6 protein-coding genes are annotated in these 14,026 nt (G+C 38.5%); all 6 read right to left on the bottom strand.

What is annotated here, in order from left to right; genetic code table 11:
* Window positions 1–8: 8 nt before the first annotated feature.
* A complete protein-coding gene (locus tag ACUNWD_RS01215) occupies window positions 9–3,215 on the bottom strand; it encodes a SusC/RagA family TonB-linked outer membrane protein (protein WP_445585936.1) in 3,207 nt (1,068 codons plus the stop codon).
* Window positions 3,216–3,360: 145 nt separating this feature from the next.
* Complete coding sequence (locus ACUNWD_RS01210) at window positions 3,361–4,362, bottom strand: FecR family protein (RefSeq protein WP_445585935.1); 1,002 nt, start codon at window positions 4,360–4,362, stop codon at window positions 3,361–3,363.
* Between the two features lie 65 nt (window positions 4,363–4,427).
* On the bottom strand, window positions 4,428–5,024 hold the full coding sequence (locus ACUNWD_RS01205) for an RNA polymerase sigma-70 factor (RefSeq protein WP_445585934.1): 597 nt from the start codon (window positions 5,022–5,024) through the stop codon (window positions 4,428–4,430).
* A 379-nt stretch (window positions 5,025–5,403) separates the two neighbouring features.
* Window positions 5,404–6,924: a basic secretory protein-like protein gene (locus tag ACUNWD_RS01200; protein WP_445585933.1), complete on the bottom strand. Its 1,521-nt coding sequence runs from the start codon at window positions 6,922–6,924 to the stop codon at window positions 5,404–5,406.
* A gap of 602 nt (window positions 6,925–7,526) precedes the next feature.
* Window positions 7,527–11,612 carry an outer membrane protein assembly factor BamB family protein gene (locus ACUNWD_RS01195; RefSeq protein ID WP_445585932.1) on the bottom strand — a complete coding sequence of 1,362 codons (4,086 nt, stop codon included), beginning with the start codon at window positions 11,610–11,612 and terminating at the stop codon, window positions 7,527–7,529.
* Between the two features lie 251 nt (window positions 11,613–11,863).
* Complete coding sequence (locus tag ACUNWD_RS01190; protein ID WP_445585931.1) at window positions 11,864–13,987, bottom strand: hypothetical protein; 2,124 nt, start codon at window positions 13,985–13,987, stop codon at window positions 11,864–11,866.
* Window positions 13,988–14,026: the final 39 nt, after the last annotated feature.

Below are 14,026 nucleotides of genomic sequence, written 5' to 3'. Positions count from 1 at the left end.
TTTTTAGATTAAAATCTCATTTTAACACCCAACGAATACGTCCTGGCAGAAGGATATCGATCTCTTCCATCAATACCAGGAGAAAGTCCCAAAGTATTTACCTCTGGATCAATTCCGCTGTAGTTGGTAAAGGTTGCAAGATTATTACATGAAAAATAGACCCGTAAATGTTTAATAATCTCGGAGTGTATGGACTTATTGTATCCAACCGTAAGGTTGTCGATTTTTAAAAAATCTCCTTTTTCTATGAAATAACTAACATAGTCCAGACTTTGAGAATCACCAATAGGTCTTTTGTCATAAACATTATCAAAGGTTGTTGAAAAGACATTACCTCTTGTAAGGCTTACTGGCATAGCATAGAATAATCGAGGAAAATTAAAAATATCATACCCGAACGCACCTCTCATAGTAAGACTCATATCAAAATTTTTATATTTTACCATATTGTCCCAACTAATAATATGCTTTGGGATTCCATTTCCAATCACCTTTTTATCAGTCGCTTTTTGATCTAAAATTGATTTTGGATTACCGTCTTCTCCTTCTATAATCCACCTGCCCTCATCATCGATATCAATCGTTTTGTAACCATAGAAATTACCTATTGGCTCTCCTTCTGCTACTCTATGAGTACTTTGCTGAATTGGTTCACCCGTGTTTCCAGTAAAAAAATAGCCGCTTTGTACTGTAAATTGATCATTCGATAGAGACTTTAATGTATTTTTATTTGTTGAATAATTAATGGTACTCGTCCACATGACCTGATTGGTTTCTATCGGAACAAAAGATAAGTGAACTTCAAGTCCCATATTTTCCATAGTTCCTGCATTTGCAACAATAGTGCTGTATAAGTAAGGAGGTTTGGATACATTATAATCCCAAAGCATATCCTTAGTTGTTCTTTTATAGGCATCTATTGAGCCTGTTATTTTATCATCAAATAATCCAAAGTCGAGGCCAATGTTAATTTCTTCTTTCTTTTCCCATCTCAAATCAGGATTTGGGTTGGTAGATGGCATCACAGTCGGAATCCACTGCCCCCCAGCAAAAGCATTTGGGCTAAATTTCAAGCGACTTAATGACATATAAGGTGATCCCGGTATTGTCCCAGTAACACCGAACCCAGCCCTTATCTTTAAATTGCTCATCCATGTAGCACCATCAAGAAAGGATTCTTCCCTAACATTCCACCCAGCGGAAATTGCAGGAAAATTACCCCATTTATGGTCGGCACCAAATTTTGAAGAACCTTCATGTCTTATACTGGCCATCAATAGGTATCTATTTTTATAGTTATAATTAATTCGAAAGAAATAGCCAATTAATCTTGTCTCACTTTTATAACTCCCCATGTTTGCTTCCCCCCTAGATAGAGCTTGACCGGCCTCCATATTATTATAGCTGTACTCGTCACTTGGGAAGTCCCAATTATTCATGAAATAGTTTTCCCAAACAGTATTTTGCCAACTGTAACCACCAAGAAACTTAAAATTATGATCCTTGTATGTTCTATCATATTGCAAAGTGAACTCTGCCAAATCATCTATTTCATGCGAGCTTCCTCTAGATGCAAATCCATTTCTGTTGTTTTGGATTGTCGAGATATGCTTTTTTGTTTCAGAATAACCTCTCGTACTATTCCATTTATTACGAGATAATAGCAATTTAGCAATAAGGCTATTGGTCGGTGTAAACATAATTGTTCCAAAAGTCCTGATATTATCTTCTTTGATTTCTCCATCTGTTTCTTCGATAAGAGCCAGAGGATTTCGATAATTATTCATTGAGATATGTTCAGTCCATACTTCATTCTCGTCTTTTATTGGATCTGTCGGATTGTATATCAATGCATTCCGATATACATCATTGCGAAAACTGTTACCATCTGCACCTGAAAAATAAGTCGATTGTTTTCCTAAAAGGTTTGCATTTATCTTTAATTTTCCTTCATACATCGTATGATTAACTTCGATACGAGTAGTAAGACTTTGATTATCTGATTTCTTAAGAATTCCTTCCAGCTCTTTGTAATTTAAATTTGCAATATAATTGGTTGAAATATTTCCACCTTTTAGATTTAAATTACTTTCGTGGGAGATTGGAGTTTGAAGAATCTCGTCCAGCCAATTTGTATTGCCTCCGTAGTCTATTGCTCCTGGTTTTCCTTGATTCACCAATTCCCTGTATTGATTTGCATTCATAAAATCAAGTTTTTTGGTGATCACTTGGGTGCTTATATATGAATCAATCTCGATAGTATTCTTAATCTCCCCAGTAACTCCCTTTGTGGTTATTAAAATAACACCATTAGTTCCTCGTGTACCGTAAATTGCAGCAGCTGAACCATCTTTCAATACATCAATTGATTCAATATCTTGGGGAGCCACCATTGTTAGCGAACCTGGGACTCCGTCAATAATTACAAGTGGGCTTGTTCCTGATTTTAAAGTTGTGATTCCCCTAAGGGATATTTGAGATTCTCCGACAGGATTTGAATTCGTTTGACTGATGCTTAGACCTGCAACTTTTCCCTGAATTAGTTGTCCTGCATCTCTGATTGCACCCTGGACAAAGTCTTCTGAGCTCACATTTGAGACAGCACTGGTCAGTTCTGTCTTTCTCATAGTACCGTATCCAATCGCAACTACTTCTTCAATCCCAATTGCATCTTCTTCCATAATTACATCAATAGTTGCTTTTCCTGCAACCAAAATCTCTTGAGATTTCATACCCACGAATGAGAATACCAAAGCATCACCACTATTCACGTTCGAAAGCGAGTAATTTCCATCTACGTCTGTAATTGTCCCCTGAGTCGTTCCTTTAACCACGACTGTAACACCAGGAAGAGGAAAACCAGAGTTGTCTGTTATCTTACCAGTTACGTCTTTTGATTGTTGAACAGATTGTTTCTTTGTAATTACAACATTCTTTCCAACAAATTCATATCGATAATTTTCAACGTCTAAAACCTGTTTTAGTATGGTCTCAACATTTGCATCTTTAAAGCTTAGGTTTATCTCTCTTGTATCATTCACAATTTCGGCCGGAAGCAAAAAACCAATGTTTAACTCTTGCTCCAGCCGTTCAAATACCTCGGTAAGACTAGCTTTTTGAAAGGATAAATTAAGCTTCCCAACCTGGGAACTCGCAGTATTTGCATTAGCTACAAATACAGAAACTAGTACAATAAATGTCATTAATCGCATCATAAGACATAGTTTTTTCAAATAATAACGAGCTAGAAACCCGTTGAATACAGATTTTTTTTTCATAAATTTGTAGTGTTAAATTAACTATTAGGGATTCGTAGTCCCTTTTAATTGACGGGCAATATTCGTAGTATTGTCCGTTTTTTTATTTCAAATAAATAATGTCTTTTTCCGGGAAATTTTCTTCTCTCTCAACTTCCATAGGTATGGATATTTTCAACATTTTAATGACTTCCCCAATAGAAGTTTCTTTGTGAAAACTTCCAGTAAAGCTATGATCAGTAGCTAACTCGGGGGTTTTAAATACAAATTGAACCGAATACATCTTCTCAAGCTTTTTAGTAATTGCACCAAGTGTTTCATTTCTGAATACAACTTTGCCATCTTTCCACGCAGTAAATAATTCCGTCTCTACATCCCGCATTTGAATAGAATTTGCACTTGCGTTAAATTCAATTTGTTGATTTGGTTTTAAAAGGTATTTTTTGCCCGAACTGGTTTCAAATTGCACCTTACCTTCAATTAATGTAGTTTGACAAATAGATGAACCAGACTCAGCTAAAACATTAAATTTCGTTCCTAAAACTTTGATCTCTGAATTTTCAGTATGCACAATAAATGGATGTTTGGCATCTTTAGTGACTTCAAAATATCCCTCCCCAACTAACTCAACATTCCGATTGCCTGATAAGAATTTAGAATCATAGTTCATGCTTGAACCTTTTCTTAAATAAACAACCGTTTGATCAGGAAGTGTAACGATACTATTTGATGCCTGGTCAGCTGAAATGTGGATCTGTTGTAAATGATCTTCTGTAGAATAGAAATAATTTGAACTCCACCAACCAATATTAAGAACCAAAATAACAATGGCTGCATATTGCAACACCCTCTTATAATTAAGTCTAACAATAGGAGTAAGACTACTTCTTTTGTTGATAATTTCCCATGTTTCCTGAAAACTAACCTGAGGCTTCTTTTTCTTATATAAAGAACTTAACATCCAGATCTGGAAGTAATCTGTTAATGTTCTTTTATTTTCTGCATTCTGACTCCTCCACTTTTCCAATTCTTCCAAATCCCCGGGACTCGCCTTTCGTTGCAAATATTTCAGAAGTACGTCATCAATCAAATTCATGCTTGCCATTAATAAATCATTTGTGTCATAAAAACACCAAACATGAATACAACCCTACATCAAAAAATGATTTTTTATAAAAAAGAAAGCAAAATGGTCTTAATCTTCTGGTTTTGAGAACGACTATTTGTTCCCTTCAAATAAGGCATCAGCTCTTCCCGAAGACTTTTTAAAGCTCTTGTCATGTTTGCTTCGACCGCTTTTACTGTAATTGAAAGTTTTTCGGCAATCTCTTTATTGGATAATTCCTCGAACCGGCTTAGCTTAAAAACCTCCCTGCTTTGAGGTGTCAGATTTGCAATTGCAAGTTGCACTTTTTCCAACAACTCACTATAAAGCAAGATGTCTTCTCCGGTTTCGCTAATTAGCTTGTAATTAATGCTAGCCAGTAAAAAATCATACGAATCTGTTTGGGGAAAATTCTTTTTTCGTTGTCTGAGAATATTTAAACACTGATTTCGGACAACGATAAAAAGATAGTTCTTCACCTCTGGTTCCGATTTTGTATAAATCTTATTTTCCCAAAGCTTTATGAATGCCTCCTGAACAGTTCCTTTTGCATCGTCTTCATGATGAAGAAACTGAATAGCAACTTCATAAAAAAAACTGAAATAGCTTTCATAAACTTTTTCAAATAGTTCCTTATGCCCGCTGCTAGTTTGTTTGTACATAACTCTTCATCAAAAAAGACAGCCAAAGCTAAAAAATTAATTCCTGATTATTAAATTAGGTAAATCTCTGACGATACTCCTATTCTATCAAAACTCCTTCAATTTCCAATTATATACAGCTTATTTCGACTTGTATTTACGGCAATTATATATCCAATTGTTGCAATGAAAGTATGTGTGTTGAGTGATGTAAGTGAAATTGGTAGAGAAATTTCCTTTTACTAAAAAATTAGTGCCACACCAGAATTAAGTAAAAAGAAATTCAACTACCTCTTGCAAGTTGTAACGGGATAAATCACCCAACTTATTCTTTTAGCAGCTGAAAAAAAAACACGCTCTATTGTGTAGAGCGTGACTATATTACAACCCGGCTATACGATTAGAGTTTAGCAGCAACCATCTCATTTCCTGCTTGCTTTTTACCGATGAGTTCAATTTCGGCCAATTGTAAAACAGTTGTACCAAAGCGATCGACTCCCTTATGTGTAAATTCGAAACGGTAAATCTTATAGGCCGGAGAATTATCCAAAACAAATTCTAATGTTTGTCCACGATCTGAAAAATTTTCATTGACACGTATATCGATATCAGTAAAAACTTCCCCATCATTCGAGCCTTTAAGTACCCAGTCTTTAGGGTCGCGCATGGGCTCATCATTAGCAGAAGTAATCGTATATTTTTCGAGTTGATATACATCCTTCATTTGGAACTGTAGCCAGGCGGAGGAATTAAAAGTCAGAAATTTTGATCCCGGGTTATTATCAAAACTATTTTTCACCCCTTCGCCAGAGGGAGAGTCGGTGTATTGACAAGTAACATTAGAGGCTAAATCCGTAATATCCATCGTTGCAAATGGATCAATAACCTTAATAAGTTTTTTTATTGAACATGTGTCCTTTTTTCCGTTTTGTTCTACGATAAGCGATATTGTATAATCTCCCGAATTGGCATAAGATACTACCGGCGCCTTCTCGGTACTTGTTGATGGTATTCCTCCCTCAAAAGTCCAGTTGTAACTAACTCCATCCTTAATATATGGCGAAAATGTAACGGTTTCATTTTCTAAAATACTGAAGTCTGATGGGTTAAACCATGCTTTTAGCTTTTGGGGATCATCCCAGGGATAAGCAGCCACGTCGTTCTGATAAAGATTCCAAAGCACATCAGCAGACATGCCATACAACTCTTCAGTAACAGCCGAAAGACTCCAGGTTTCATATTCGAGGGCAGTACGATTGATATCTTTTAGAAAATTATTACTCAAGTTTTTATAGATCCACAAATAAAAAAATGCAGTTGTATTGTAGCCATCGAGAAACGTTCCTCCCTGCTTCGGATAACGCTTGGGATTAAAGCCTCCGGTATTTAAACGACTCAAATCGGCAGTACCTTCTATAAAACCATAACATTCGGTACCTCCATTGTAGCCACCGGCATTTTTGGGTTCATTTTGCAAACCATGTGTTATTTCGTGACATAAAACTCCATATATTTCATCACGAGCGACATCCATGCCATGTTTATTAATGAAAGTAACCAGGTAATTTAAATCGAAACCAATTTCGATGTGTGGCACACCTCCACCTTTATAAGAAAGTGCTCCCCCATCGTTCAATTTATAAGTAATCTCTTTAAGTCCGTGTTCATTAGCCTCTTCGGGAGTATAGTAAAGCTCCTTTGCGATTTGTACGCAACAATATTGTACCCAATCTTCAATACTACCATATCCTTGTTTTTCCACTAATTCTAAATATTTCGCCACTCCTTCATGCCCTTCTGCTTCTATTTGAAGTGTCACTTTTGGTTTTTCATATAAATTCCAATCAGGACCAGATTTACAAGCGTTTAAACTCAGAATTGCCAGAGCTGTAAAAAGTATTCCAACGATTTTATTCTTCATGTTGTTACTAGAATTAGTTAATTACTATCTTTTTGTGATTTTATACTATAACTGAATGCCAATAATTCTGTTCGAATGTAAAAATTTGCACCAAAAGTCAATAGTCGATACAAATAAAGTAAACGCTTTGTTTAAAAAAAGCGATAATTATCATTATAAATACCTCTGATAAGTAAATTTTAAATCGACTCATTACAAAACCCGGTTGCTTTTTTATGGTAAGTTACTTATGATTCATTTTTAGACACAACAGATATCTATCTTTCATCCACATATTATATTTCGACTTTATAAATACGAAAAGCCATCAATGAATATTCATGTTTCTTGCAAATATTACCAAAGGTATTAAATGAGGCTGGCATTTAAAGTACAAATTCCGTCAAAAACACGTCCTTCATCTTTAACACTTAGTCCTATTGATGTTTGAGCTTTTTAAGCTGATACAAATAATTAAATTGGCTACAAAAAATTATACGTTTGTTATTCATGCAACTATTATTTGTATTTAGTTGTTTTACCCCACCATTCATCAATATGCACTACACCAAACCTCCAGCAGTAAATTAGCTGAATCCCCATCTATTTCTCCGCTAAACTAATCACTTTATACAATACAGGTTTTTGTTTCCGCGCAGGTAAAGACATCCATTTGAAAATGCCGGACTAGCATAGAATTTGTCATTCAACACACCATTCCCCTGTTCTTTATATTCACGCCCAGCTTCAAATACCCACGCATTACCGCTAGTAGAAACTACATAGATTAGATTGCCAGCGATGGCTGGCGAAGCCTGTATTTCTTCTCCAAAATCGTGCTGCCAAAGCTTAATACCAGACTTGGCATCGAGACAGGTTCCCACACCATAACTTGTTACATAGAATACAATCTCACCATTGCTTGTTGGTGATGTAACATCAGGAATTTCGTCCTCACACTCCCATAAAACATGTGTTTCTGTGACATCTCCCTTGCCGTCAGTTTTCAGTGCGACAAGTTTGCTGTTGGGGCTTGCAACATACACGAGCTTGTCTACCAAAATTGGAGAAGGAGCAATTTCTCCTTCCAACACACTGGCTTTCCAAAGTTCCTCACCATCATCAACAGCATTCGATGTCAGCCAGGGCAATGCTGCTGTAATAATCTGTGGCTTTCCTGAATTTTCAACAACAATCGGAGAAGCCCATGAGCAAGGAACCGGCCTTGCTTTTTCCCATTCTGTTTTGCCCGTAATTCCGTCTAACAGCAACATTCGTGAATTTCCTGGTTTATTCCCCTTATCCCACTGTATGATAAGCTTGTTCTTCCAAACAGCAAGTGAAGTAGAATGTCCATAAGTATTTTCAGGTACACCTAGATTTTTATGCCAGGCAAGCTTCCCTTTAAAATCTACCGCAGCAAGATCTCCATTTGAAAAGATCGCGTAAACCCGCTCTCCGTCTGTAGCCATCGTTGGTGCCGCATAACCTGAAAATTCAGAAATATCTTGAGTTGGGCTAGTGTTTGTCTCCACGTCCATAATGGGACAAGTCCACTCAAGCTCTCCATTTGTTGTGCTATAAGAATATACCTCACGTTTTTCTGACGTAGCACTGGCAATAAAAACCTGATTACCCCATACGATAGGGGAATTGAAGCCTGGAAGACCGATGGGAGCTTTCCAAAGTACACTTTTTTTCGCTGACTCATCCCACTCTATTGGTGCAGTTGCCTGTGGATTGAATCCGCTTCCATCTGCTCCTCGAAACTGAGGCCAGTTAGTTTGACCTCCGGAGCCTGCTGACAAACGATCACTTTTTCCTGCAATTTCACTTCCGTTTGCAGGAGTGGTTGTAGCCGTCTCTTTTGTTGGGTTGGTCTTTTCCAATGACTCGACTGACTTTGTTTCTTTTGTTTTCTCAGAAGTCGTGTTTGACTTCAAATCAACACAATAAAGGTTCTTTTTGTCCCGGGCGATTAGCTTTCCATTTGAAAATGCTAAGGGAGAGAAAAGGTCAATCCCGTTTACGAGTAGCTCCATTCGTCCGAGTTCCTGATACCCTTCAGGTGTAGCCTTAACAGCCACAATACTCTTTGTGAGTTCGGAAACTACGAACAAGGTGCCATCCACCAAAATCAAAGCACCAGAACCACACGAAAAGCCGTCTTTCCATGCATGATTGAGGCGTGCACCAAAACCATCTTCTGCCCAAACTATCATCCCTGTTTTAGGGTTCAGACAAACCAGCCGAGCGGTTTCATCTGTACCATATAGATAACCTTTGTAAAGGATTGGCCGGGCAGTGCGGGCAATAAGTTCCTTATTCTTCCATATCTCAGTCACTTTCCAGTTTTTATTAATATCCAGCATAGCGCAACCAACCCCATAACCACTTGCAATGAATACCTTGTTACCCATAATTACTGGTGCAAGCGCGTTGCAGTTATGTTGTGTAATCCACTGGTGTCGCCACAGTTGAGTTCCGTCATCAGCACGAATACTAACAGCTCCATACGTATTAAAAATAACATATTGTTTTACGCCATGAATGATTGCAGTGATTGGTGTTGCATGGCCAGCTGCATCGCTACCACTTTGCCAAAGGTTTTTGCCAGTGTTTTTGTCAAGAGCAACAACCGACGCGTTAGTGCCACCTGGCTGATAAATAACCTTTTCTCCATCTACAAAAGGAGAAGCACTATACCCCCAATCGGCCTTCTTTCCATCGTATTCCTGTTGCAGATTTCGCGACCAAATAATTTTGCCCGCTGATGCGTCAAAACAAGTCGCAATTCCTCCGCTACTATACGTATAAAGTTTACCTTCAGAGTATACCGGACAACCTCGTGTAAATCCATAGCCCGCTGAGGTTTCTTCTTCATAAGCAGACTCCCAAAGCTGAGTTCCTGTGTTAAGATCCAAGGCACGCAAGATGTCATCACTTCCTTTATGATCGACAATGTAAACAACTCCTTTCACAATGGTAGAGCTTGCATACCCACCATCATTCATTTTAAATGTCCACAGAACTGGAGGTTTATGAGTTGTCCAATCAGTGTTGATACCTGTTTCCGGAGAAATACAGTTAAGCAAAGGCCCGTCGAGTTGAGGCCAGTCAGTCGTCTTTAAAGTGAGTGGAATCGTCTGGTTATTTAGTTCCGGATCAAGTACCGATAAATCTATCGGGGGCTTTTCCCCGGTAGTGGATTGGGGCTTCTGTACTGCCTTCGTGAGAGGAAATACACAGCGGAAGCCATAGTCTCCGTATTTATTGCCCGTGCTACAGCGATTTCGGTATGTTACCCTAAAGTATTCCGAAACATTGAATCCCCAGCTTCCACCACGCAACACGCGTGTACTGCCGCTAGCCGGCCCAGGTGGATTTTCTGCGGGAGCATTGGCATAATATTCCGGATCATACCAATCGGCACACCATTCCCAAACGTTTCCTGCCATATCGAATGCTCCATATGGACTTACTCCCGAAGGATATTGACCTACCGGGATTGTTTTTCCATCGCTTGTATGACAGTGTTCCTTGGTAAAAGATTCACCCCACAGGTAGGTGCTTCCATCGGTTCCTCTAGCGGCTTTTTCCCATTGAGCTTCGGTGGGTAAAGCAGCCCCCGCCCAGCTAGCATATGCAGCTGCATCGTCCCAGGTTACATTAACAATCGGATGATCGTCATGCCAACCCCAGGAAGGTTCTACTGGCATTTCCCTATTGGTCTCTTTACAAAATTTCCGGTACTGTGCTACTGTTACTTCGTACTTATAAATATAGTAAGAGTCCAAATAAACATTACGACGAGGCTTTTCATTCATTCTTATAGGCTCATCATTGCTGCCCATTATAAATTCACCCGCTGGTACAAAAACCATTTCAGCAGTATCTTTTGGATTGATCCTCTCAGGAAGAATCGAATCATTTGAATAAACTTCAGGCTGTATAGCGTATTTAGTAAGAAGATATTTTTCTACTGATTTGCGGTCATTTTCGGAGAGGACTGTATTGAAAAGAAGTATCTCTGCAATTTCTCCCTGCCAGGAACGTCCGCCCATATCCCGGTCACGGGCAATCTGATCTACACGTACAGGACCAGCTGTTGTAAAGGAAAACAGGCTAAGTTGCTTAGGCCATGGAGTTATATTTGCCTCTATGGGCACTGTGTTTAACCACTGCTTTCCATCCGCAGCATATTGCGACATATGCCCTGAATTTACAACGGTATTATAAATAACATCATTTGTCCATCCGGTATGCAGGTCATGCGAATCCTTGCCCCCTAAAACGCATTTCTCATTCAGGCTTCCAAATGCATCAGGAGTTTTGCTGATAACGCAGAATCCGGTGCGAACGTCGGAAACCTGATCAAAGCTGAAACAACAATCTTCTCCAGTAAAGTTTAAAATGGATTGACCGCTAAGCTTGTCTGTCAACACTTTCGGATTGCTCATCGTCATACCATTTTCTCTGTTGTGGTAGGCATTGTTGTTATTTCCGCTGCGATCCCAAAGCATGGTCACGGTATCATTTGCCTGCTTTACATGGTCGGCAGAAACCCAAAACATTAGACCCGTTTTGGGGAAGTCCTCCGCCTCTCCGATATCAGCACGAGTAGCATGACTGACCGTATGAGCATTGATGTATCCTGTCATTAGCAACAATGATAAAACAATTGCTGCATTTAGAACGTAGTTTTTCATAGTGGTTAGGTTTAATCAATTAGTTAGTTGGTTATTTGTATAATTAGTAGTTAAAAGTTTAAATATCAATTTAACAAAACAATAAACAACAAGCTTCTAAAACAACTCAGACAAATATTTAAATTAGAAACATTTGTCTGATAAAAACTCCTACCCCACGCCTCCAGCATCAACCTACTATTGTGCAAACAAAGCTTTGTCACAACCGAGGGAATCGAATATCTTTTTTTGATTTATTAATTGTTTGTTTTCTACTCTACTGCTGCTCTCGATTCCAGATTTCGTTCAATCTGTTCATTTTTCTTTAGTCTAATCCGTTCTCCGCGCAATTCAAACTCGCAGTCTTTCCAGGCTTCCAAAAGTAAACTAGCCGAATCTCCATCGATTACTCCGCTAATTTTCACCCCTAATTTCGAATAGATATTTTTCAGGTAAATTTTCCCTTTCCATGGATTACATTTTGCAATTTCCAATTTTCCATACCAATCGCACACCAGATTATTAAGCAACGATTGGGTTACAAGGCCATTGGTAATGTTGTAATACGCATCCCTGTAGACTCCACTTGTTTCGTATATCTGTATCCAGTCTGGATCTACATAGTCTGCTTTGCGCAGGTTTTCCCAATCCTTCTGCCATCCTTCTACACTTCCAATTCGTGATCCGGCCAACAAAAATTCACCAAGGGTCCAACCATAAAAATAGGGCCGTTTGGCATCTTGAGTGATATCATACCGAAGTTGATAAGCAATAGCAGAAGCATCGGCAACGTCTTCGTTAACCGGTAAAAAAGCAAGGTCGTTCAACTGCACCGGATGTTTCTGCTTCCCAAAATCGGCCTCTCCACTACCTTTGCTGGTATAGTAGTATCCTCTTTCTGACTTTAATTCAGGAAAAGCCAAGCCATCATTTAGCATTTTTGTATAAGTTCCATCATCATCCAACTGGTATTCAATTGCTTTTTGAAAACAATATTTCGCACTAAAAAGAGCGCACAGGTAGTCGTCCTGGTCAACACCTCCCCTTTCGTCCTGTCCGGTTGAAGGTTTTATGGAAAGATGCCATAAATTATCTTCCCCTTTTTTGCTAATACTTTTATAGAATTGAGCAGTCTCCCTGATCAAGGGTTTCGCATACTTTTCAGTCCAATCCTCATCGTTGACGTACACGGAAGTTTCGTAAGCCATGCGGGCCAAATAACCCGAATTATGAATTTCGTAATAGAATTTATTCGGAGCTTCGGGAGTATGATAACCAGTAAAATCACCGTAAGGAAAAACCCATGGACACATAATCCCATCCACTTTCATTAAGCGTTTGGTGTATTCCTTCATCCCCGAAAGCCGTTCTGCAAAATATTCGATCCATGACTTTGCAATATTCAAATTCCCTGTTGAAAGAAACATTGGATGAACGTAAGAGACATCCTGCGGATAACCAAAAGGCCAATGGTTTCCTGTAAAACCCATCGGAGGTGAAAGCCCCAGTTTATCATCACTGTATGATGATAGGAACAATGCCATCGACCGAACCCACATTCGTTGTGCATTCAGATCAGGAACCACTATCATTCCCATATTTTCCCACTTGGAATGCCACCATTCCTTATTTTGAGTTAACGATTTAAAAGAGGACCGATCTACCAGCTTATTCAAAGAAAGTTGAATATTGTTTTCTCCGGGATGTAGCTTGAGAATTAGCTCAGAATCCTGCAATTTCACTTCTGCATTTGTTTTTATAAAAACTTCGGATTTTGCATTCATACAGGACAATTCAATTTTCCATTGACCATCGTCTTCGCTTATCACACAAGTTTGATCGATTGTTTGACCATAATGAACGTTGAGCAATTCACTGGGTTTTAATACAACATCGGACGTTTCTCCTTCCAAATCAATCTTTATTCCTGACAAATTCTTGTTGACCGGATCGAACCAGGTTAATACAGTAACCTTATTTTCGTCAGATTCAAAATGAGTCGAAATTGTCCCATCATAAAAGGATTGGTGCTGGCTGTAATTGGTAACGTTTGCAGGTTCGTCTTTCCAAAAAATCTGTGCCAACGGAATTAAATAGTCAGCTCCGTATTTTGCCCTGATTAAATGATTCAAACAGAGATATTCTGTTTTTCCATATTTATAAAAATCAGCGCCTTTTGCGGGATTCAGATGTAATCCCAACGGGCCATAAGAACTTCCAAAAACACCGTTCCCTTGGTAAAGATTGATTACTGCTGTATCTGGCATTGAATTTCGTTCAACATCAGTTGTTCTTATAGCTTGTTTTATGTCAATTTGATTGTTAACCAACTGGTATGTACAAGCTGAAAAAAATAGAGTTAGCAACAGAATTAAAGGGAAAGATATTTTATACATAGTCGTATATTTTGGTTCAATACTGGTTACTTATTTTTT

It is taken from the genome of Sunxiuqinia sp. A32 (assembly GCF_052690465.1).
Note: the sequence above shows the minus strand (reverse complement) of the source record. Positions and strands in the feature narration are given on the sequence as shown.

What these genes read in the sequence shown, in the direction of transcription:
- ACUNWD_RS01215 (WP_445585936.1), bottom strand. Translation starts at nt 3,215, where the DNA reads ATGATGCGATTAATGACATTTATTGTACTAGTTTCTGTATTTGTAGCT.
- ACUNWD_RS01210 (WP_445585935.1), bottom strand. Translation starts at nt 4,362, where the DNA reads ATGGCAAGCATGAATTTGATTGATGACGTACTTCTGAAATATTTGCAA.
- ACUNWD_RS01205 (WP_445585934.1), bottom strand. Translation starts at nt 5,024, where the DNA reads ATGTACAAACAAACTAGCAGCGGGCATAAGGAACTATTTGAAAAAGTT.
- ACUNWD_RS01200 (WP_445585933.1), bottom strand. Translation starts at nt 6,924, where the DNA reads ATGAAGAATAAAATCGTTGGAATACTTTTTACAGCTCTGGCAATTCTG.
- ACUNWD_RS01195 (WP_445585932.1), bottom strand. Translation starts at nt 11,612, where the DNA reads ATGAAAAACTACGTTCTAAATGCAGCAATTGTTTTATCATTGTTGCTA.
- ACUNWD_RS01190 (WP_445585931.1), bottom strand. Translation starts at nt 13,987, where the DNA reads ATGTATAAAATATCTTTCCCTTTAATTCTGTTGCTAACTCTATTTTTT.